Source organism: Microbacterium sp. SW12, from assembly GCF_055391095.1.
Genome location: NZ_AP024335.1, coordinates 1404711 through 1425834, shown reverse-complemented (window position 1 = coordinate 1425834; position 21124 = coordinate 1404711). Strand labels below are relative to the sequence as shown.

The window sequence follows — 21124 nt, the reverse complement described above, 5'->3', positions numbered from 1 at the left end:
TGCGGGGCGTCGAAACACGGCCCACTGGGGGAACCGGAATCGCTATGCTGAAAACACACGCGCGCTCTGCGCCGGCTGCTCTTCCCGTGGTGACGCGGTCTGCGGACCGGTGGTCTCAGGGCGCACCCCTCTCGAACGGAAGGCAATCCGGTGACGGAACTGCGTTGGGATGAGATCGACAAGCGCGCGGTGGACACCGCTCGCGTTCTCGCGGCGGATGCCGTGGAGAAAGTCGGCAACGGACACCCCGGGACGGCGATGAGCCTCGCTCCCGCGGCGTATCTGCTGTATCAGCGCGTCATGAAGCATGACCCGGCTGACACGCACTGGCCCGGCCGCGACCGTTTCATCCTCTCGTGCGGTCACTCCTCGCTCACGCAGTACATTCAGCTCTACCTCGGCGGATTCGGTCTCGAGCTCGATGACCTGAAGGCGCTCCGCACGTGGGGATCTCTCACCCCCGGTCACCCCGAGTACGGCCACACGAAGGGTGTGGAGATCACGACGGGACCGCTCGGCCAGGGCCTGGCATCCTCGGTTGGTTTCGCCTACGCAGCACGGTACGAGCGAGGTCTGTTCGACCCTGAGGCACCGGCCGGCGAGTCGCCCTTCGACCACTTCATCTACGTCATCGCCTCCGACGGCGACCTTGAAGAGGGTGTGACGAGCGAGGCATCCTCGCTCGCTGGACACCAACAGCTGGGCAACCTCGTCGTCATCTATGACTCGAACCAGATCTCGATCGAAGACGACACGAACGTCGCTCTGACCGAGGATGTCGCGAAGCGCTACGAGGCCTACGACTGGCACGTGCAGACCGTCGACTGGAAGAAGTCGGGCGAGTACGTCGAGGACGTGCAGGAGCTGTACGACGCCATCGAGAAAGCCAAGGGCGTCACCGACAAGCCCTCGATCATCATCCTCAAGACGATCATCGGCTGGCCTTCCCCCGGCAAGCAGAACAGCGGCAAGATCCACGGCGCCGCGCTCGGCGGCGAAGAGCTCGCCGCGACCAAGAAGGTCCTCGGCTGGGACCCCGACACGACGTTCGACGTTCCCGACGAGGTCATCGCCCACACCCGCTCGCTCGTCGAGCGCGGCGAGGCCGAAAAGGCTGCATGGCAGGAGAAGTTCGACGCGTGGGCCGCAGCTAACCCCGAGCGCAAGGCGCTGTGGGACCGGCTTCACGCTCGCGAACTTCCCGCGGACATCGCTGACGCACTCCCCCAGTTCGAGGCAGGCAAGGATGTCTCGACCCGCGCCGCATCGGGTCAGGTCATCAACGCGCTGGCCGCTGAGCTGCCGGAGCTCTGGGGCGGCTCAGCCGACCTCGCGGAGTCGAACCTGACGACCATCAAGAATGCGGCGTCGTTCATCCCCGAGGAGTGGTCCACGCACGAGTGGTCGGGCAACCCGTACGGCCGCGTGCTGCACTTCGGCATCCGCGAGCACGCGATGGGGTCGATCCTCAACGGCATCGTGCTGCACGGTCCGACCCGTCCGTTCGGTGGCACGTTCCTGATCTTCAGCGACTACATGCGCCCGCCGGTGCGCCTTGCTGCGCTGATGAACATCCCGACGCTGTTCGTGTGGACGCACGACTCCGTTGCCCTGGGTGAAGATGGGCCGACGCACCAGCCGATCGAGCAGCTCGCCGCTCTCCGCGCGATCCCGAACTTTGCTGTTGTGCGCCCGGCCGACGCGAACGAGACAGCAGCCGTCTGGCTCGAGCTCGTGCGCCGCCACGGGGCCCCGCGGGAATCGCATTGACCCGCCAGAACGTTCCGACGTTCCCCCGTGGCGAGGGTGAGGCATCCGGCGACGAGTTCGCTTCGGCCGACCTCGCCGCCAAGGGCGCGTACGTGCTCGCCGACTCGCCGACCGGCGCCGTCGATGTGATCCTGATCGGGACAGGCTCCGAGGTTCAACTCGCCGTGGCTGCTCGCGAGCAGCTTGCCGAACAGGGCATCGGCGCACGGGTTGTGTCAGCCCCGTCGCTCGAGTGGTTCGCCGAGCAGGACGACGCATACCGCGAGAGCGTGCTGCCGGCATCCGTCAAGGCGCGGGTCTCGGTCGAGGCAGGCCTGGCGATGCCGTGGCGCGGGATCGTCGGCGACGCCGGCCGGTCCGTGTCGATCGAGCACTTCGGTGCATCGGCTGACTACAAGACGCTCTTCCAGAAGTTCGGCATCACGACCGAAGCCGTCGTGACCGCCGCCCACGAGACCATCGCCGCCGCCGGCGCCTGAGCCGCGGCTGCACACAAAGGAGAACGCATGACCACCCCCACCGAGAAGCTTGTCGCCGAGGGCGTCAGCATCTGGCTTGATGACCTGTCGCGCGAGCGGATCAGCTCCGGCAACCTGGCCGCGCTGATCGTCGACCGCAACGTCACCGGCGTCACGACCAACCCGACGATCTTCGCCGGCGCCCTGGCGAAGGGTAACGCCTACGACCAGGCCATCCGCGACCTGAAGTCTCAGGGGGCTGACACCGAGACGTCGATCTTCACGATCACGACGACCGACGTGCGCGACGCCGCCGACATCTTCCGCCCGGTCTACGACGCGACCGGCGGCGTGGACGGCCGCGTATCCATCGAGGTCTCGCCCGAGCTCGCACACGACACCGAGGCGACGATCGCTCAGGCCAAGGAGCTGTGGAAGGTCGTCGACCGACCGAACGCGCTCATCAAGATCCCCGCGACCAAGGCCGGACTCCCCGCGATCACCGAGGCGATCGCGTCGGGCATCTCGGTGAACGTCACGCTCATCTTCAGCCTCGAGCGCTACGCGGCTGTCATCGACGCCTACCTCACCGGTATCGAGCGGGCCAAGGCTGCTGGCCACGACATCAGCACGATCCACTCGGTCGCCTCGTTCTTCGTGTCGCGCGTGGACACCGAGGTCGATAAGCGCCTCACCGCTATCGGGTCGGATGCCGCGACGGCACTGAAGTCCCGCGCCGGCATCGCCAACGCGCGCCTCGCGTTCGAGCTCTTCGAGAAGGAGTTCGCTACCGAGCGCGCAACGGCACTGGTCGCCGCAGGTGCCACCGTGCAGCGTCCGCTATGGGCGTCGACCGGCGTCAAGGACCCCGCTCTTCCCGACACGCTGTACGTCACCGAGCTCGTCGCGCGGGGCACCGTGAACACGATGCCTGAGAAGACGCTCGAGGCGACCTTCGATCACGCCGACGTCGTCGGCGACACGATCACCGGCAACTATGGCGATGCTCACGCCGTGTTCGACGGCCTCGCATCGGTGGGGATCGACTTCGCCGATGTCACGCAGGTTCTCGAAGACGAGGGCGTCGACAAGTTCATCGCCTCGTGGCACGAGTTACAGGCGACGGTGACGACAGCCCTCGAGAACGCGGACGTCTGAGCCGGCGATGGCATTCGACATCCACCTGACCGGGCACGTCAAGTCGGTCGTCGAGGCGACGCTGCCCGGTCTCGTCGGCGATCTCGTCGCGTCGGGCCTCACCGCGGGCGACAGCTCGCTGTGGGGTCCGGATGCCGAGGCCGAGGCATCACGCCGGCTCGGGTGGCTCGAGGCTGTCACGGTCTCCCTGCCGCTGGTGCCGCAGATCGTTGCGCTGCGTGAGGAGCTCGTCGCGAAGGGGCTCACGCGGATCGTCCTAGCCGGCATGGGCGGGTCCTCGCTCGCTCCCGAGGTGATCGCGCAAACCGCCGGAGTTCCGCTGGTCATCCTGGACTCGACGTCGCCCGGCCAGGTGCTCGCAGCCCTCGACGGCGACCCCGAAGCTGGCGGTCTTGAGCGCACGGTTCTCGTGGTGTCATCCAAGTCCGGATCGACGGTCGAGACGGATTCCGCGAAGCGTGCCTTCGAGGCGGCATTCCGGGACTTGGGTATCGACCCCACCGAGCGGATCATCGTGGTCACCGACCCCGGTTCGCCCCTGGACGAGTCGGCACGTGCCGACGGGTACCGAGTGTTCAACGCCGATCCGAGCGTGGGTGGCCGATACTCAGCGCTGACGGCTTTCGGGCTGGTCCCCGCGGGCCTTGCCGGCGCCGACATCCAGGAGCTGCTCGCCGAAGCCGATGCGACCCTCCTTGAGGTCGCCATCGACAGCCCCGAGAACCCAGCACTGGTGCTTGCTGCCGCAATCGCCGGCGGCGAGCCGCGCCGCGACAAGCTCGCTCTCATCAGCGATGGCACGCACATCGTGGGGCTCCCCGACTGGATCGAGCAGCTGATCGCGGAGTCGACGGGAAAGAACGGCACCGGCATCCTGCCCGTTGTCATGCTGCCCGTCTCCCCCGAGCTCGAGTCCACACCCGCAGACCTGCAGGTGCTGCGTCTGGTCGACGAGGCTAACGAATTCCACCTGTTCGAACATCACCAGGGCGAGATCCTGGTCAGCGGTTCCCTTGGGGCACAGTTCGTCGTGTGGGAGTACGCGACCGCGATCGCGGGACGGATGCTCGGTATCAACCCGTTCGACCAGCCCGATGTCGAGTCAGCCAAGGAAGCCACGCGGGGACTCCTCGAGCGCACGCCCGAACCGACTGCACCGGCGTTCGTCGTCGATGGCGTCCAGGTGCGGGTCACGGATGCCGCGCTTGCGGCATCCGGCACGATCGCCGGCGTCCTCGACGCACTGTGGGCGCAGCTGCCTGCCGACGGATACGTCTCGGTGCAGGCCTACGTCAACCGCCTCGCGATCCCCCAGCTCCAGGGCCTGCGCGAACTCGTCGCTGCCGATTCGGGCAGGCCCGCCACGTTCGGCTGGGGCCCCCGGTTCCTGCACTCGACGGGGCAGTACCACAAGGGCGGACCCGCGAACGGGGTGTTCTTGCAGATCGTGGAGCGCACCGATACGGATGTCGAGATCCCCGGCCGGCCGTTCACCTTCGGTCAGTTGATCGCCGCGCAGGCCGCGGGAGATGCCGAAGTCTTGGCCGCGCACGGGCGTCCCGTCGTCACGCTGACCCTCACCGACCCCCAGGTCGAGGTTCTTTCCCTGTTCGAAGCTGCTCAGTAAGGCATCCCATCCGATGACAGTCGAGATCTCTCGCGGGCACAATCCGCTGCGCGACCCCGAAGACGCACGCCTGAATCGGATCGCGGGCCCCAGTGCCCTCGTGATCTTCGGCGTGACCGGCGACCTCTCTCGCAAGAAGCTCATGCCGGCCGTGTATGACCTCGCCAATCGCGGGTTGCTCCCGCCGGGGTTCGGACTGGTCGGGTTCGCCCGCCGCGACTGGGAGGATCAGGACTTCGCGCAGGTTGTGCACGACGCGGTCCGCCAGCATGCGCGAACCGCGTTTCGCGAGGAGACCTGGCAGCAGCTGCTGCAGGGCATCCGCTTCGTTCCCGGCGAGTTCGGCGACGACGACGCCTTTGCGCGGCTGCGCGAGACCGTGCAGAGCCTTGACGAAGAGCGTGGCACCATGGGCAACCACGCGTTCTACCTGTCCATCCCTCCGAAGGACTTCCCGGTTGTCGCACGGCAGCTGCGAACGTCAGGTCTCGTGGATGACACCGCCGACCAGCCCGAGCGATGGCGACGAGTCGTCATCGAGAAGCCGTTCGGTCACGATCTCGCGTCGGCCCGCGAGCTCAACGACGCGCTGCGCTCGACCTTCCCGGCCGACTCGATCTTCCGGATCGATCACTACCTCGGCAAAGAGACGGTCCAGAACATCCTCGCGCTGCGGTTCGCGAACGAGCTCTTCGAGCCGATCTGGAACCGCAACTACGTCGACCACGTCCAGATCACGATGGCCGAGGACATCGGCGTGGGCGGCCGCGCCGGCTACTACGACGGCATCGGGGCGGCGCGCGATGTCATTCAGAACCACCTGCTGCAGCTTCTCGCGCTGACGGCCATGGAGGAGCCCATCAGCTTCGACGCGAGCCACCTGCGTGCCGAGAAAGAGAAGGTGCTCGCTGCCGTCACGCTGCCCGCAGACCTGTCGCTCGCGACAGCGCGCGGCCAGTACGCCGGAGGGTGGCAGGGTGGCGAACACGTCACCGGATTCCTCGACGAAGACGGGATGAAGCCGGACTCGACGACCGAGACCTACGCGGCCCTCAAGCTCGAGATCAACACGCGCCGCTGGGCGCATGTCCCCTTCTACCTCCGCACCGGAAAGCGACTCGGACGCCGCGTGACCGAGATCGCCGTGGTGTTCAAGCGCGCACCCGAGCACCTGTTCACGCGTTCCCAGACATCCGGACTCGGTGAGAACGCGCTCGTCATCCGCGTGCAACCGGATGAGGGTGTCACGATCCGCTTCGGCTCCAAGGTCCCCGGTGCAAGCACGCACGTGCGAGACGTCACGATGGACTTCGGCTACGGACACGCGTTCACCGAGGCCAGTCCCGAAGCCTACGAGCGGCTCATTCTCGACGTCCTGCTCGGGGATCCCCCGCTGTTCCCCCGCCACGAAGAGGTCGAGCTCTCGTGGAAGATCCTCGACCCCGTCGAAGAGTTCTGGGCGCAGCAGGGCGGGCCGCTCGACCAATACGAACCGGGGTCGTGGGGCCGAAGTCAGCCGACCAGCTCCTCGCCCGCGACGGACGCACCTGGAGGCGGCCATGATCGTCGATCTTCCCGACACGACAGTCAGCAAGATCTCGCGCGCGCTCATCGATGTGCGTGAGGAGGGCGGCGCCGTTGCGCTCGGACGTGTGCTCACGCTCATCATCGTGACCACCAACGGCGGCACCGAAGACGGTATCGAGGCTGCCAACGACGCGTCTCGCGAGCATCCGATGCGAGTCATCAGCCTCCGACTCGACCCTGAGGGCGAGCCGAAGCTGGATGCCGAAATCCGCGTGGGCGGTGACGCGGGCGCGAGCGAGGTCGTCGTGCTCCGGGCTTCCGGCGATGCGGCATCCAACGTCGAGAGCCTTGTCACGGGCCTGCTGCTGCCCGACGCACCGGTCGTGGTGTGGTGGCCCGACAATCCGCCGGCCACTCCCTCACAGTCCCCCCTCGGTCGGATCGCTCAGCGCCGCATCACCGATGCCTCGACCGTGCCGTTCGAGACCACGCGTGTTGCTCACCTGGGTGACTGCTACTCGCCGGGTGACACCGACCTCGCCTGGACGCGCCTCACGCATTGGCGCGAACAGCTCGCCGCTGTGCTCGACCAGCCGCCGTACGAGCCGATCACCGCGGTGGAGGTTCGCGGTGCTGAAACGTCGCCGTCGACAGCACTGTTGGCTGCGTGGCTGCGCCTGACTCTCGGTGTGCCGGTGGACTGGCACTACCTCTCCCCGACGAATGGAGCGACGGCATCAAGTCGGTCCGCCTCACGCGTGCCAGCGGCGACATCGTTCTGGAACGTTCGAGCACCGCGATCGCCTGCCTGACGCAGCCCGGACAGCCGCAGCATGATCTCGTGCTCCCCCGCCGGACGCTGCGCGAGTGCCTCGCCGAGGAGCTGCGCCGGCTCGACGCCGACCTCTTGTATGGTCGAGTGATCACCGAGGGCTGGGCACTGCTCGACCCGCCACAGTCGCAGGAGACCCATGGCTGAGATCACGAACGAGAAGCGGGTGCTCATCAGCCCCGACCGGGCCACGCTCGCCGACTACGTGGCGAACCGGTTCCTGCGCCGCATCGAGAAGCAGGCTGATGAACCCGCCGTTCATGTCTCGCTCACCGGCGGAACTATGGGCATCGCGGTGCTCGAGGCTGCTGCAGCAAGCCCGCGGCTCGCGGGCCTTCGCTTCGACAATGTTCACTTCTGGTGGAGCGACGAACGATTCGTTCCGCGTCAGGATGCCGAGCGCAACGACAAGCAGGCGCGCGAGGCGCTGCTCGATCGGCTGGACATCCCCGCTGGCAACATCCACAGCGTCGCCGCCAGCGACGAGGGTGTCGACCTGGATGAGGCGGCTCGCGCCTATGCTGCCGAGCTCGCTCGCTTCGCCCAGCCCGGCGGGCCCGCCTGGCCGTCCTTCGACATGTGCTTTCTGGGGGTGGGGCCCGACGCACACATCGCCTCGCTCTTTCCCGACCACCCCGAGATCCGGGACACCGAGAACGCCGTGCTTCCGGTCCGGAACTCGCCTAAGCCGCCGCCGGAGCGCGTGACCTTTACGCGGCCGGTGATCAACGGGTCGCAGCGCGTATGGCTGGTCATGTCCGGCCCCGACAAGGCCGCAGCCCTCGGGCTCGCGCTTGCCGGCGCCAACTACACGAGCGTCCCTGCCGGCGGGGCGAAGGGACGGCGACGCACCGTCTTCTTCGTCGACCGGGAGGCTGCCGAACAGGTCCCGCCCGACCTGATCGACCAGGAGTACTGAGCCGAGTCGATTGACGAGAAACGCCCGGCCCCTCAGGGAGACCGGGCGTTTCTCGTGCAGGGAGCCCCTGCGGAAAGTCTCAGAGACCGCGGCGCTCGCGCAGCGACTTCAGCGCGTCATCCAGGAGCGCGTCGGCTTCCTCTTCGGTGCGACGCTCCTTCACGTACGCGAGGTGCGTCTTATAGGGCTCGGCCTTCGCCATCTGCGGCGGGTTGTCCTTGTCACGCCCGGCCGGGAGACCGGAGTGCGGCGAGTCGATAGTCTCGGGGATCTCCTCATCGGGAATACCCGCCGCGAAGTAGCGGACGGTTTCGTTGCCGAGAGCATCCCAGTACGAGACGGCGACGCGGTCGGCGTGATAGCCGTGGTCCTGTTCGCCCATGGGACCGGCACCCACCCGGGTGCCGCGGATTGCGTTGCCGCCGGTTGCCATCAGATCACCTGGAACTTCGTAACGAGGCCGAGTCCGACGATGGTGATGAACCATACGAGAGCCAGCACGATGGTGAATCGGTTCAGGTTTCGCTCAGCAAGACCCGACGATCCCAGAGCTGAGGTCATTCCGCCGCCGAACATGTCGGAGAGGCCACCACCTCGGCCCTTGTGCAGCAGGATCAGCAGCGTGAGCAGCAGGCTCGTGATGCCCAGAATCACCTGCAGGATCAGTTCGAGAATCGCCAAGACGTGAAACCTTTCGTCGCGACGGTGTCTCGTCGCACAAGCGTCCAGTATACGGAAAGAGGGTTTGATGCACGGTTAGGTGACAGCAAGTAGTCACGCCGCGGACGCGGTCGTGACGCTCATCATCGTCTCGTACTCCACCGGCGTCAACCGTCGCAGGCGCACCTGCCGCCGCCGTCGGTGATACGTGCGCTCAATCCAGGTCACGATCGCCACCCGCAACGACTCCCGGGTATCCCAGACCCGCCGATCCAACACGTTTTTCTGCATCAAACCCCTTCCCTCAAGACGTGATCCTGTGGGCAGTGCGCTGGTACTGCCGCTACGGAGTGTCCTACAGGGATCTCGAGGAGATGCTGACAGAGCGCGGTGTGCCGGTGGATCACACCACGATTTACCGGTGGGTACAGAAGTACGGACCCGAACTGGATAAACGTACCCGCCGGTACCGTCAAACCTCGCCGTTGGTCTCCGACTCCTGGCGAGTGGATGAGACCTGCATCCGGGTCGGCGGGAAATGGTGCTACCTCTACCGGGCGGTGACCAAGGATGACCGGACCTTGGACTTCTACATGTCCACCCGACGCAACACGCAAGCGGCAAAAAGGTTCCTGGGAAAAGCGCTGCGAGGTGCTGGCCACCGCGGTCCTGATAGCAGTCCCCGAGTGATCTGCACCGACAAAGCACCGGCCTACGCCGCGGCGATCACGGAGTTGATCAGGAAGCAGAAGCTGTCGAAAACAGTCCAACACCGGCAGGTGAAGTACCTCAACAACGTGATCGAGGGTGATCACGGCAGGTTGAAGCGGATCCTGGGTCCTAAAGGCGGTGGCTTCAAGAAACCGGTGTCGGCCTACCGGACACTGCAGGGCATGGAGGCGATGCACGCGCTACGCAAAGGCCAAGGCCGGGTGTTCGCCTTCGGGTGTCCGAACCCGGATGCGGTGATCGTCGCCTTAGGCCTTCACAGGCGCCTGAGATACCAGCACGCGGGGTCGGGAACTCCTGGCGTGATCAGCTTTCCGACACCATCACCCCAGATTGCAACAGCACCAGTTATCCGTACCTTCCGGCCGACTACTGCCTACGGATCGTGAGGCTCTGCTCCGCCCGCCCTACAGGGCCGTGAATGTCGTGGAGCACCGTGGAGGTGAGGCCAATCCCAGTCGGGCCCCAGGTCACGGTCGTGTCGAGACCGGTCCAAGAACTCTCGGGCTCCCGGAAGAAGTGGACAGAGAGATCGATGTTAGGGAACATCCACTCGGTCGGGTCCTCACGCACCGCGATGCCATTGGCCGTATCGATCCGGGCAACATACTCGGCAATCCCGATCGGCTTCTCACCCTCGATGAGATGGGTGGGCGAGGTGATCCATGTGGCACTCGAACCGGGACGCGGCTCCGAGACCTGCTTCGCCTCGACCTGATGGATATACCCACCCGTCCACACCCGGGTGAGGTCGCGCTCCCACCCGGACTCGGGCCCAGGGAGCGGCGCCTCCTCGATCACGGAGACCGGCGACGAGTCCGCTTCGGTGAGATACCAGGCCCGCGTGGTGAGTACGCTGCGGCCCCCGCTGGACATCGTTGCTTCTACGAGCTCGATCGTTCGGCCCGGCCGGATCACACGGACATCCACCTCGAACTCTTGAAACGGGAGCCTTCCGAGGATGTCGAAGGTCAGGCGCGCGAGCTGGCTAGGGCCGTTGCCCCGCTCGTGCCGGTCTCGTTCGATCTCATGGACGAGTAGTCCGGCGAGCGGGCTGAAATGCTGGTCGCTATCCGACCACGCCCCGCCCGCATGGACGGAAGGAGTAAAGGTCGAAGCGCCGGTGCGTTGGAAGAAATGGCCGGGGTTCACACCGGAAACCCTAGATACAGCCACCACCACCGTCAACACGTCGGTGCAAGGGTGGCACCGGGTCGCGCAGAATCGGACACGACCACAAGCCACCTGCGGGACAGTCGCACGTAACGACTACACCAACCCCCGCCGGTAATCGGGTCTTACGTCAAGCACGTCACCGCGGGTGCGCCTGGCTCGGTACGAGCCCGATCGAATACGCCACGAGAACGAGCGCCAGGGGTTTGATGCCGGAACGGGTGACAGTTGTTGTTTAGGCCGCGAGGGCCAGGGGTGGGTTCATGATCGTCTCGAACTCGACGGGCGTCAAACGCCCGAGCGCGGCCTGGCGGCGGCGCCGGTGGTAGGTGCGCTCGATCCAGGTCACGATCGCGATCCGGAGCTCGTCGCGGGTCGCCCAGGCGCGGCGATTGAGGACGTTCTTCTGCAGCAGGCTGAAGAACGATTGTGACACTCGGATCATGCTGCGCGGCAAGGTGGTGTCGGCTGACGTGACCCGCAGAATGACCGACCCTCCGGTGTCCTCATTTGGAGATATGTCCGCCAGCCGCCCTGGAGTCCCGCGGGGTGGTGGTCTTTCGGGCCCGCGGCGTCGTGACCGCGACGGGGTGAGCCATCGTGCGATGGTCAGTGAGAACGACCAAGAACTCACACAGAAAGACGACACCGCACGATGGCTCTTGACCAGTCTGCCCTCCTCGAGCTGCTCGGGGAACTGAAGCTCACCGGCACCACCGACCGCATCCGAGCCGCGACCGAGCGGCTCTACCAGGAGCTGATCGACGCGGAGACAGCCGCATTCATCGGCGCCGCCCCCTACGAGCGCACGAGCGAGCGCACGACTACCCGCAACGGTTCCCGGCCGCGGGTGCTGTCGACCACGGCTGGGGATCTGGAGTTGCGGATCCCGAAGTTGCGGCAGGGGTCGTTCTTCCCGTCGCTGCTGGAGCGGCGCCGCCGGGTCGACCAAGCCTTGTTCGCGGTCGTGATGGAGGCCTACCTCCACGGCGTCTCAACCCGGAAGGTCGATGACCTCGTCAAAGCGCTCGGCGCTGACACTGGCATCTCGAAGTCCGAGGTGTCCCGCATCTGCCAAGGGCTCGACGCCGAGGTCGCATCGTTCCGCGACCGCTCGCTGTCTGACATCGCCTACCCCTACGTGTTCCTCGACGCGACCTACTGCAAGGTCCGCATCGACCACCGTGTCGTGTCCCAGGCGGTCGTCGTCGCGATCGGCGTCGCCGCTGACGGGCGGCGGGTCGTGCTGGGCTTCGATGTCGGAGACAGCGAGACCGAGGAGTTCTGGAAGCAGTTCCTGCGCTCGTTGAAGACACGAGGTCTGGGCGGGGTGAAGCTGGTGATCTCCGACGCCCACGCCGGACTGAAGAAGGCCGCAGCGACCGTGTTGCAGGGCGCCGCCTGGCAGCGCTGCCGCGTCCACTTCATGCGCAACGTCCTGACCGCCCTCCCGAAGGGCCGGCAGGAGATGGTCGCCAGCGTGATCCGCACGATCTTCGCCCAACCCGACGCCGAGCACATCGATGCCCAGTTCGACGAAGTCGTGCGCATGATCGAGCGCGTCCACCCCAAGACCGCCGTGATGCTCACCGACGCCCGTGACGACATCCTCGCGTTCAAAGCGTTCCCCGCCCGGCATTGGCGACAGATCTGGTCCACGAACCCGCTGGAACGCCTCAATCGGGAGATCAAGCGCCGCACCGACGTCGTTGGCGTGTTCCCGAACAACGCCGCCCTGCTCCGCCTGGCCGGCTCCGTCCTCGTCGAGCAACACGACGAATGGGAAGCCGCCGACCGCCGCTACTTCTCCGAAGCCTCCATGACCGAGCTCACCGCGACCACCCCCACCATCGACGAGGCGGTGATACTCCCCGAGATCACCGCCGCCTAAACTAACGACAGCTGATCATCGCAACGAAGCGAAAGACCACCACTCAAACGGACGCGGCCCCAGCCGCACCGCCGACTTCAGATGGCTTGATTAGGAGCATGTCCCTTCGGGTGACTCATCACAGTCCTGCCTCGATCCCTTCCGTCGGTGGTTTCCATCGAAGAAGAAGGAGGAAACGGGCATGACTGATCTCGCAGAACTGGTAGACCACGTGATCGGCGTCGACCCTGACCGTGATCGCGTCACCGCCGCCGTCGTGAGCGTCACCACGCAAGGAGAACTGGCAGCAGCGACATTCCCTGCGACGCGACGAGGGTACGGCCAGGCGCTCCGATGGGCGAAGACCCTTACCGTCGACGAGCGCCGCGCCTGGGCGATCGAGTCGACCGGCAGCTACGGCGCCGGCCTCGCCGCGACCTTGGCAGAGAAGGGCGAGTTCGTGATCGAGTTCGACCACCCGAGCACCCGCGCATCGAAGGACGGAGCGAAGTCTGACTCGCTCGACGCGGTGCGCGCGGCACGCGAGACACTCGGCCGCAAAACCTGGGCAACGCCACGATCTCGAGGACTTCGCGAGGGTTTGCGAACGCTCATCGTGGCCCGGGATTCCGCGAAGCTCGCCCGGGTCGCCGCGATCAACGTGCTCAAGGCGCTCATCGTCACCGCACCCGTCGATCTCCGGGAGGACCTCCGCGGGCTCACGTTCGGACAACTCGTCGACCGGTGCATCCGGCTCCGTCCAGACACGGCGACCGAGCCCGAGCACGCCGCCACCAAACTGTCCCTGCGCAGCACGGCGACCCGGATCAAGCAGCTGACGACCGAATGCCGCGAACTCGAGCTCGCGATGCTTCCGATCGTCCGCGAGATCTGCCCCGCTTTGCTCAACGAACCGGGCATCGGCACGCTCGTCGCCGCGCAAATCCTCATCTCCTGGTCTCACGCCGGGCGATGCCGTAACGAAGCCGCTTTCGCTCGGCTCGGCGGCGTCGCACCGCTGGAAGCCACCTCAGGTCAGAACCAGACGCGGCATCGTCTCTCACGCGGCGGTGACCGTCAGCTCAACCGAGCGCTTCACACCGCGATCCTCGCGCGCGTGAAGGTGCACCCTGAGACGCGCGACTATCTCGCGCGACGGATCGCTCAGGGTAAGACGAAGAGAGAAGCGATGCGGTGCCTCAAGAGGTACTACGCCCGTCACATCTTCCGACTCCTGGAAAGCACGCCCACGCCCACTTGACAGCGATAGGAGCATCTCCATCGCGGCGTTGTCGCCGGCCGCGCCGACGCGGCCCATCGATCCGACCAGCCCGTGACGGGGGAGGGTGCGGATCGTCTTCCGAGCGCGAAATTGGCTGCCCCTGTCGCTGTGAACAACACATCCGGCGACGTCGCCGCGGAGCGCGACGGCGTTGTCGATGGCGTTCACGACGAGGCGTGACTTCATGCGCGAGTCGATCGAGTAGCCGACGATCTTGCCGCTGAAGACGTCCTTGACCGCGCAGAGCTAGAGCTTGCCCTCGCCCGTCCGATGCTCGGTGATGTCGGTCAGCCAGAGCCGGTTCGGGGCGTCGGCGACGAACTCGCGCCTCACGAGGTCGTCATGAACGGGCGGGCCGGGCTTGGTCCCCTTACCGCGCGCCTTCTTCTTCCCGAACGCGGACCACCAGCCGTTGACTGATGTGATCCGCCACGCGGTCCGGTCCGCCATCTGCTCGCCATGCTCGTACGCGGCCTCGTCGGCGAGGAGCCGATACCCGAACTCCGGGTCCTCCCGATGCGCGTCGAACAGCGCGTTCGCGCGATACGCCTCGGTCAGCTCCGTGCGAGTGATCGGGGTCTTCAGCCAGCGGTAGTACGGCTGGCGAGCGAGCTTCAACACCCGGCACGACACCACCACGGGGATCCCGTCGGCAGCGAGCTCTCGAACGAGCGGGTACATCATTTTCCCGGCAGATGCGCCTGCGACAGGTACGCCGTCGCGCGGCGCAGCACCTCGACTTCCTGTTCCAGCAGGCGGTTCCGTTTGCGCAGTTCGCGGAGTTCGGCCGCCTCGGCGCTCGTGGTCCCGGGTTGCTCGCCGGCTTCGACGCGTTCCTGGCGCATCCAGTTCTCGAGCGTTCCGGGATGGATTCCGAAGTCCTTCGCGACCTGCGCGATCGTCACGCCGGGTTCGCGGCTCTGCGCGACCCGGACGACGTCGTCGCGGAACTCCTGGGGATAGGGAGCGGGCATGGTGTCATCCTTCCAGTCCGGCCACCTCGGCCAGACACCTCAGATGTCACCTATCCCTGCACCAGACCCAGAGGCGCGCGCGTTTCGTTTCGGCCCGCCGCGCTGTCGCTGGGTGACCGGGTCATCCGGCGACCCAGCGACAGCTGCGAGTCGAAACGCCCTTAGACGCCGACGTGCTTCTGGTAACGGATGATGGCAGCGAACTCATCCACGATGAGGCTCGCTCCGCCGACCAGGGCGCCGTCGACATCCGGCTCACGCATGAAGCTCGCAATGTTCGCGGCCTTCACCGAGCCGCCGTAGAGCACACGTGTGCGCTCCGCGGCATCCGCGCCAAGCGTGTCGGCGACCACCCCGCGCAGCTTGGCGCAGACATCCTGAGCCTGATCGGGAGTGGCGGCCTGACCGGACCCGATGGCCCAGACCGGCTCGTACGCCACAACGATGTCGGCATCAGCCGGCACATCAGCCAGAGCGGTCTTCAGCTGCCCCACCGGCACAGCGCTCGCGCCGTACTTCTCGAGGTCTTCCGCGGTCTCACCCACGCAGATGACCGGCACGAGACCGTGACGCAGCGCAGCCTGAACCTTGCTGGCGACGACCTCGTCGGTTTCGTGGTGGTATTCGCGGCGCTCGGAGTGACCGATGATGACGTAGCGAGCGTCCAGCTTTGCCAGAAACGCCCCGGAGATATCACCGGTGTACGCGCCGGAGTCCTTCGGCGACAGGTCCTGCGCGCCGAGGGCGAAGGGGATCTTGTCGGCATCCAGCAGCGTCTGCACGGTACGCAGATCGGTGAAGGGCGGGAAGACCGCGACCTCGACCGAACCATCCTCGTGCTTGGCGTCCTTGAGGGTCCAGTGCAGCTTCTGGACGAACGCGACAGCCTGCAGGTGGTCGAGGTTCATCTTCCAGTTGCCGGCGATGAGCGGTGTTCTCACTGCTCCCATCCGAGGACCTCCAGTCCGGGTAGCTTCTTGCCCTCGAGGAATTCGAGGCTTGCCCCGCCACCGGTGGAGATGTGGCCGAACTGGTCATCCGTGAATCCGAGCTGGCGCACCGCGGCTGCCGAGTCGCCACCGCCGACGACGCTCAGGCCGTCCACCTCGGTCAGTGCCTGCGCAACGGCCTTGGTCCCTGCGGCGAAGGCGGGCATCTCGAACACACCCATCGGGCCGTTCCAGAACACGGTCTTGCTCGCGCGGATCGCATCGCCGAAGATCTTCGCCGTGTCGGGGCCGATGTCCAGGCCCAGCCCCGTCGCGCCGAACGGGGTCTCCTCGAGCGAGTCAGCGGGAGCGACAACGTGCTCCGCGTCGGCGCTGAAGGATGCAGCCATCACAGCATCCACCGGAAGCACGATCTCAACGCCGCTCTCCTGCGCCGTGGTCATGTACCGGGTGACGGTGTCGATCTGGTCCTCTTCAAGCAGGCTCTTGCCGACCTCGTAGCCCTTGGCCTTGAGGAACGTGAACAGCATGCCGCCGCCGACGAGGATGCGGTCGACACGCGGGAGCAGGTGCTCGATCACACCGAGCTTGTCGCTGACCTTCGAACCGCCGAGCACGACAGTGTAGGGCCGTTCCGGCTTCTCAGTGAGGCGGTCGAGGACGTCGACCTCCTTCTCGATCAGGAATCCCGCCGCCGACGGCAGGATCTCCGCGAGGTCGTACACGCTCGCCTGCTTGCGGTGCACGACACCGAAGCCATCCGACACGAGAGCGTCACCGAGAGCTGAGAGCTCCCGAGCGAACGCGCCGCGGACCTCGGCATCCTTCGCGGTCTCCCCCGCATTGAACCGCAGGTTCTCGATGACCGCGACGTCGCCGTCTTCCAGCGCGGCGACGGCGTCGTGAGCAGACTCACCCACGGTGTCGCGGGCGAACGCGACAGGCTTGCCGAGCAGCTCGGACAGGCGCTGAGCGACAGGCTCGAGGCTGTACTTCGGGTCGGGTGCCCCGTCGGGGCGTCCCAGGTGCGAGCACACGACGAGGCGCGCTCCCTGGTTGATGAGGGCGTTGAGCGTGGGAACGGAGGCCCGCACGCGGCCATCGTCCGTTATGACCCCGTCCTTCAACGGAACGTTGAGGTCACAACGGACGATGACGCGCTTGCCAGCCAGCGAACCCAGCGAATCGAGGGTGCGCAGAGCCATGTCTGTTACCGGATGCCGCGGCTCAGAGCTTGCTGGCGACGAGCTCGGTGAGGTCGACGAGGCGGTTGGAGTAACCCCACTCGTTGTCGTACCAGGCCGAGACCTTCACGAGGTTGCCCGAGACATTGGTCTGTCCGGCGTCGAAGATCGACGAGTGCGGGTCGTGCACGATGTCGGTCGAGACGATCGCGTCGGTGTTGTACTTCAGGTAGCCCGCCAAAGCACCGTCGGCCGCAGCCTTCTCGTAGGCAGCGTTGATGGTCTCCTTCGTGAGGCCCTCGGCCGGCGTGATGATCGTCAGGTCCACGATCGAACCGGTGGGAACCGGAACGCGGTACGACGAACCGCTCAGCTTGCCGTTGAGCTCGGGCAGAACCAGGCCGATCGCCTTGGCCGCACCGGTGGCAGCCGGCACGATGTTCAGCGCGGCAGCGCGAGCGCGGTGCAGGTCACCGTGGGGGCCGTCCTGCAGGTTCTGGTCTGCGGTGTAGGCGTGGGCGGTCATCATGAAGCCGCGCTCGATACCGAAGTTGTCGTTGAAGACCTTCGCGAGCGGCGCCAGGCAGTTGGTCGTGCACGATGCGTTCGAGATGACGTGCATCGTGGCCGGGTCGTACTCGCCGTCGTTCACGCCCATGACGAACGTGCCGTCGACGTCGGTGCCCGGTGCCGAGATGAGAACCTTCTTCGCGCCGCCCGCGATGTGCTTGCTGGCGTCAGCTGCCTTCGTGAAGCGACCCGTGGACTCGATGACGATGTCCACGCCCAGCTCGCCCCACGGGAGGTTCGCGGGGTCGCGCTCTTCGAAGACCTTGATGCTCTTGCCACCGACAGTGATGGAGTCCTCGGTGTACGAGACCTCTTCGCTCAGCCGTCCGCCGACCGAGTCGTACTTGAGGAGGTGGGCGAGCGTCTTGTTGTCGGTGAGGTCGTTCACCGCCACGATGTCGAGGTCCGCGCCCTGCTCCAAAGCTGCGCGGAGGTAGTTGCGTCCGATACGGCCGAAGCCGTTGATACCGATCTTGACAGACACGGTGTCTCCCTGTTTCTCATCGCGCCGAAGCGCCGGGGGTCAGCTCCGGATCGACGACCCGGAGAGGGGTGTCATTTGTGGTGTGTTACAGCAGACAAATGAGGCTGCCGGAGCCCCCGAGCGGGCGAGGGCTCCGCGGCATCCTCACCTGATCATGACCCTAGCAGCAGACCTGCCGTCTTCTCACGAGCCGTGACAAAGCGGTCCTGGACGTTCTGCCAGTTCACGATGTTCCAGAACGCCTTCACGTAGTCAGCGCGGACGTTCTTGTAATCGAGGTAGTACGCGTGCTCCCACACGTCGAGCATGAGCAGCGGAACGCTCGCAGCGGCGAGCTGGCCCTGCTGATCGAAGATCTGCTGAATGACGAGGCGCTCACCGATCGAGTCCCAGAACAGCGCCGCCCAACCCGAGCCCTGCACGCCGAGAGCTGCAGCGGTGAAGTGCGCCTGGAATTTGTCGAACGAGCCGAAGTACTCGTCGATGGCGGATGCGAGCTCGCCGGTGGGCTTGTCGCCGCCATCCGGCGACATGTTCGTCCAGAAGATCGAGTGGTTGGTGTGACCACCCAGGTTGAACGAGAGGTCCTTCTCGAGCTTGTTGACGTTGGCGAGGTTGCCCGAGTCACGCGCCTCGGCCAGCTGCTCGAGCGCCGTGTTGGCACCCGTCACGTATGCCTGGTGATGCTTGTCGTGGTGCAGCTGCATGATCGTGGCGCTGATGTGCGGCTCGAGCGCAGCGTAGTCGTAGGGGAGGTCGGGCAGGGTGTAGGTGGCCATTCGCTCTTCTCTTCCTGTCGTCGCGGCGCCAGGAATGCCCCGGCGTCGCTGGGGTGACAGTTGTCATCCTAGTGAGGCGCGGCACCCGCTCGGCGGGTCTTGCGCGAGAAGAGAACACGCGTTACGGGGGCTGGCCCCGCCGGGATGGTCAGTCCAGGGCGCTGGCCGGAACCGCTGATTCCGTTCCGGGAATACCCTCGGCTGCAGCCTTCTTGTCGGCCATCGCGAGAAGGCGACGGATGCGGCCGGCAACGGCATCCTTCGTCAGCGGCGGATCGGCGTGGTGGCCGAGCTCATCGAGACTCGCGTCACGGTGGGCGAGCCGCAGGTCACCGGCCTCGCGCAGGTGATCGGGGATGTCATCGCCGAGGATCTCGAGGGCACGCTCGACGCGGGCACACGCCGCAACCGCGGCCTGGGCAGAACGACGCAGGTTGGCGTCATCGAAGTTCACGAGCCGGTTGACGCCGGCGCGAACCTCGCGGCGCTGTCGCATCTCATCCCAGTGCGCGGCGACCTGGCGGGCTCCCATGACGGCCAGAGCCGTGCGGATGGCATCCCCCTCGCGCACGACGACGCGGGGCGCCCCACGGACCTCGCGCGCCTTCGCCCCGATGCCGAGCCGGTGCGCTGCCCCAACGAGCGCCATGGCGGCTTCAGACGACGGGCACAGCACGTCCAGTGAGGCGGATCGGCCAGGATCGGTGAGAGCACCAGCACCGAGGAACGCCCCGCGCCACACGGCAGCGAGGTCTCCCCGGGACCCGGTCGTGAGCTTGTTCGGCAGCCCCCGCACCGGCCGGCGCCGCTGGTCGAGCAGGCCCGTCTGACGTGCCAGCGTCTCTCCCCCGTCGATGACCCGCACCGCGAACAGCGCCCCCGCTCGTGAGCCGGATCCCTGCGTCTGGACGATCTCGGGCCTCACACCGTAGATTTCCATGAGCTCTCGGGCGACGCGGCGGGCAAGGGCCTCGGAGTCGACCTCAGCCTCGACCGCGACACGGTTGGCGATGGAGTGCAGGCCGCCGGCGAAGCGGAGCAGTGATGTCAACTCGGCGATCCGGGCGTTCGGAAGCGGGTCCCGGACCGCAATGAGTTCTGCTTTGACATCGGCCGTCAGCGACACGAGGCTCCTTTCGAGGGTGCCGGCACGGCCGGCGGATGACGCTCTAGCCTACTCGGGCGGGCACCTCGAATTCTCGGCGGTCTCCCGGTCCGGCGCTACTCCCGACCGAGGTCGCGGTGCTTGATGCGAACGGCGACCCCAGCCTCATCGCTCAGCCGTCGGGCAAGCTCTTCGACCACGACCACCGAACGGTGCTTGCCGCCGGTGCAGCCGACAGCGACGACCGAATGCCGCTTGTTCTCGCGCTGATAGCCCTGAAGCACCGGCTGCAAGGCTGCAGCGTAAGCGTCCACGAACTCGCGGGCCCCGGGCTGGGCGAGCACGTAGTCGCGCACCTGCGGGTCCTGCCCCGTGAACGCACGCAGCGAGGGGTCCCAGTAGGGGTTGGGCAGAAAACGCATATCGGCGACCATGTCGGCATCCGTCGGCAGACCGTACTTGAACCCGAAGCTCATGATCGTGAGCATGTGGCGAGCCGCACCCTCATCCGAGAAGAGCTCGAAGATCCGTGTCGCGAGTTGATGCACGTTCAACGACGTCGTGTCCACGACGATGTCGGCGCGCTCTCGAATCTCCGAGAGCCGCTCTCGCTCGGTGCGGATGCCGTCGATGAGGGTGCCCTCGCCCTGCAGCGGATGCGGGCGCCGCACTGCCTCGAACCGCCGGACGAGAACATCGTCTGAGGCGTCGAGGAAGACGATGCGCACGTTGCGGCGCGAGCGCAACTCCCCCACTTCCGCGGGGAGCGCCGTGAACAGATCTCGGCCGCGCACATCGACGACAGCGGCGACCTTCGGCAGCGCGGATGCCGCGATCTCCGACAGCTCGAGCATCGGCTTGAGCATCTGCGGCGGCAGGTTGTCGACGACGTACCAGCCGAGGTCTTCGAGGGCGTTAGCCGCTGTCGAGCGTCCGGCGCCGGACATTCCGGTCAGGATGAGCACGTCGCTGCTGGCGGCTGTCGTCTCATCCATCGCGTCCCCTTGCCCTCCGGTGGCGCTTGTGGCGCGGCCTTGCGGCCCCGCGGTCGTCGGGTGCACGGTGTGCCGCCT

The 21124-nt window shown here is 66.3% G+C and carries 16 protein-coding genes and 7 pseudogenes; 9 read left to right on the top strand and 14 right to left on the bottom strand.

The window, feature by feature from the left end:
- Window positions 1-150: 150 nt before the first annotated feature.
- The 6 genes and pseudogenes from tkt to pgl all read left to right on the top strand — a co-directional run bounded on the left by tkt (window position 151) and on the right by pgl (window position 8291).
- Window positions 151-2249 (top strand): annotated as a pseudogene (gene tkt, locus MICSW_RS07155) (transketolase).
- A gap of 27 nt (window positions 2250-2276) precedes the next feature.
- Window positions 2277-3386 carry a transaldolase gene (gene tal / locus MICSW_RS07150; protein WP_292727578.1) on the top strand — a complete coding sequence of 370 codons (1110 nt, stop codon included), beginning with the start codon at window positions 2277-2279 and terminating at the stop codon, window positions 3384-3386.
- Between the two features lie 7 nt (window positions 3387-3393).
- On the top strand, window positions 3394-5013 hold the full coding sequence (locus tag MICSW_RS07145; protein ID WP_464498116.1) for a glucose-6-phosphate isomerase: 1620 nt from the start codon (window positions 3394-3396) through the stop codon (window positions 5011-5013).
- 13 nt (window positions 5014-5026) lie between these two features.
- Window positions 5027-6576: pseudogene (gene zwf, locus MICSW_RS07140) on the top strand (glucose-6-phosphate dehydrogenase).
- Window positions 6573-7519, top strand: a pseudogene (locus MICSW_RS07135) (glucose-6-phosphate dehydrogenase assembly protein OpcA). Before zwf ends, MICSW_RS07135 begins: the two co-directional pseudogenes overlap by 4 nt.
- Entirely contained in the window at window positions 7512-8291 is a 780-nt protein-coding gene (pgl, locus tag MICSW_RS07130; RefSeq protein ID WP_292727583.1) for a 6-phosphogluconolactonase, read from the top strand. Before MICSW_RS07135 ends, pgl begins: the two are co-directional and overlap by 8 nt.
- A gap of 79 nt (window positions 8292-8370) precedes the next feature.
- Here pgl and MICSW_RS07125 read toward each other — a convergent pair whose 3' ends face one another.
- From MICSW_RS07125 to MICSW_RS07115, 3 genes and pseudogenes are all read right to left on the bottom strand, one after another.
- Window positions 8371-8724, bottom strand: coding sequence for an RNA polymerase-binding protein RbpA (locus MICSW_RS07125; RefSeq protein WP_228179026.1), 354 nt, complete (start codon window positions 8722-8724; stop codon window positions 8371-8373).
- Window positions 8724-8972 carry a preprotein translocase subunit SecG gene (gene secG, locus MICSW_RS07120; RefSeq protein WP_228179025.1) on the bottom strand — a complete coding sequence of 83 codons (249 nt, stop codon included), beginning with the start codon at window positions 8970-8972 and terminating at the stop codon, window positions 8724-8726. Before secG ends, MICSW_RS07125 begins: the two co-directional genes overlap by 1 nt.
- A gap of 93 nt (window positions 8973-9065) precedes the next feature.
- A pseudogene (locus MICSW_RS07115) lies at window positions 9066-9245 on the bottom strand (IS3 family transposase); the annotation flags it as partial.
- 5 nt (window positions 9246-9250) lie between these two features.
- Between MICSW_RS07115 and MICSW_RS07110 the strand changes: the two are divergent.
- Window positions 9251-9928: pseudogene (locus MICSW_RS07110) on the top strand (IS6 family transposase); the annotation flags it as partial.
- 121 nt (window positions 9929-10049) lie between these two features.
- Here the strand turns inward: MICSW_RS07110 and MICSW_RS07105 are convergent.
- On the bottom strand, window positions 10050-10832 hold the full coding sequence (locus MICSW_RS07105) for a thioesterase family protein (protein WP_292727585.1): 783 nt from the start codon (window positions 10830-10832) through the stop codon (window positions 10050-10052).
- Window positions 10833-11088: 256 nt separating this feature from the next.
- Window positions 11089-11283: pseudogene (locus tag MICSW_RS07100) on the bottom strand (IS3 family transposase); the annotation flags it as partial.
- 225 nt (window positions 11284-11508) lie between these two features.
- Here MICSW_RS07100 and MICSW_RS07095 point away from each other — a divergent pair.
- Window positions 11509-12744, top strand: a complete 1236-nt coding sequence (locus tag MICSW_RS07095) for an IS256 family transposase (RefSeq protein WP_046746337.1) — start codon at window positions 11509-11511, stop codon at window positions 12742-12744.
- Between the two features lie 181 nt (window positions 12745-12925).
- On the top strand, window positions 12926-13984 hold the full coding sequence (locus MICSW_RS07090) for an IS110 family RNA-guided transposase (RefSeq protein ID WP_347425086.1): 1059 nt from the start codon (window positions 12926-12928) through the stop codon (window positions 13982-13984).
- 54 nt (window positions 13985-14038) lie between these two features.
- Here MICSW_RS07090 and MICSW_RS07085 read toward each other — a convergent pair.
- The 9 genes and pseudogenes from MICSW_RS07085 to rapZ all read right to left on the bottom strand — a co-directional run.
- Window positions 14039-14239: pseudogene (locus MICSW_RS07085) on the bottom strand (DDE-type integrase/transposase/recombinase); the annotation flags it as partial.
- A gap of 12 nt (window positions 14240-14251) precedes the next feature.
- Entirely contained in the window at window positions 14252-14689 is a 438-nt protein-coding gene (locus tag MICSW_RS07080; protein WP_464498109.1) for a transposase family protein, read from the bottom strand.
- Window positions 14686-14979 (bottom strand): transposase, encoded by a 294-nt coding sequence (locus MICSW_RS07075; protein WP_292729955.1) that lies wholly within the window; start codon window positions 14977-14979, stop codon window positions 14686-14688. The genes MICSW_RS07080 and MICSW_RS07075 overlap by 4 nt, the downstream gene beginning before the upstream one ends.
- A gap of 161 nt (window positions 14980-15140) precedes the next feature.
- Window positions 15141-15929, bottom strand: a complete 789-nt coding sequence (tpiA, locus tag MICSW_RS07070) for a triose-phosphate isomerase (protein ID WP_464498106.1) — start codon at window positions 15927-15929, stop codon at window positions 15141-15143.
- A complete protein-coding gene (locus tag MICSW_RS07065) occupies window positions 15917-17134 on the bottom strand; it encodes a phosphoglycerate kinase (RefSeq protein WP_228179023.1) in 1218 nt (405 codons plus the stop codon). The genes tpiA and MICSW_RS07065 overlap by 13 nt, the downstream gene beginning before the upstream one ends.
- Before the next feature lie 22 nt (window positions 17135-17156).
- Window positions 17157-18167, bottom strand: a complete 1011-nt coding sequence (gap, locus tag MICSW_RS07060; RefSeq protein ID WP_228179022.1) for a type I glyceraldehyde-3-phosphate dehydrogenase — start codon at window positions 18165-18167, stop codon at window positions 17157-17159.
- A gap of 152 nt (window positions 18168-18319) precedes the next feature.
- Window positions 18320-18946, bottom strand: coding sequence for a superoxide dismutase (locus tag MICSW_RS07055; protein WP_228179021.1), 627 nt, complete (start codon window positions 18944-18946; stop codon window positions 18320-18322).
- A gap of 148 nt (window positions 18947-19094) precedes the next feature.
- Window positions 19095-20072 (bottom strand): DNA-binding protein WhiA, encoded by a 978-nt coding sequence (gene whiA / locus MICSW_RS07050; protein ID WP_374198030.1) that lies wholly within the window; start codon window positions 20070-20072, stop codon window positions 19095-19097.
- 95 nt (window positions 20073-20167) lie between these two features.
- Window positions 20168-21046, bottom strand: coding sequence for an RNase adapter RapZ (gene rapZ, locus MICSW_RS07045; RefSeq protein ID WP_228179020.1), 879 nt, complete (start codon window positions 21044-21046; stop codon window positions 20168-20170).
- Window positions 21047-21124: the final 78 nt, after the last annotated feature.

Bases quoted from the DNA above. Each gene is read 5' to 3' on its own strand.
- tal (WP_292727578.1), top strand. From the start codon at position 2,277: ATGACCACCCCCACCGAGAAGCTTGTCGCCGAGGGCGTCAGCATCTGG.
- MICSW_RS07145 (WP_464498116.1), top strand. From the start codon at position 3,394: ATGGCATTCGACATCCACCTGACCGGGCACGTCAAGTCGGTCGTCGAG.
- pgl (WP_292727583.1), top strand. From the start codon at position 7,512: ATGGCTGAGATCACGAACGAGAAGCGGGTGCTCATCAGCCCCGACCGG.
- MICSW_RS07125 (WP_228179026.1), bottom strand. From the start codon at position 8,724: ATGGCAACCGGCGGCAACGCAATCCGCGGCACCCGGGTGGGTGCCGGT.
- MICSW_RS07095 (WP_046746337.1), top strand. From the start codon at position 11,509: ATGGCTCTTGACCAGTCTGCCCTCCTCGAGCTGCTCGGGGAACTGAAG.
- MICSW_RS07090 (WP_347425086.1), top strand. From the start codon at position 12,926: ATGACTGATCTCGCAGAACTGGTAGACCACGTGATCGGCGTCGACCCT.
- MICSW_RS07080 (WP_464498109.1), bottom strand. From the start codon at position 14,689: ATGATGTACCCGCTCGTTCGAGAGCTCGCTGCCGACGGGATCCCCGTG.
- MICSW_RS07075 (WP_292729955.1), bottom strand. From the start codon at position 14,979: ATGCCCGCTCCCTATCCCCAGGAGTTCCGCGACGACGTCGTCCGGGTC.
- tpiA (WP_464498106.1), bottom strand. From the start codon at position 15,929: ATGGGAGCAGTGAGAACACCGCTCATCGCCGGCAACTGGAAGATGAAC.
- MICSW_RS07065 (WP_228179023.1), bottom strand. From the start codon at position 17,134: ATGGCTCTGCGCACCCTCGATTCGCTGGGTTCGCTGGCTGGCAAGCGC.
- MICSW_RS07055 (WP_228179021.1), bottom strand. From the start codon at position 18,946: ATGGCCACCTACACCCTGCCCGACCTCCCCTACGACTACGCTGCGCTC.
- rapZ (WP_228179020.1), bottom strand. From the start codon at position 21,046: ATGGATGAGACGACAGCCGCCAGCAGCGACGTGCTCATCCTGACCGGA.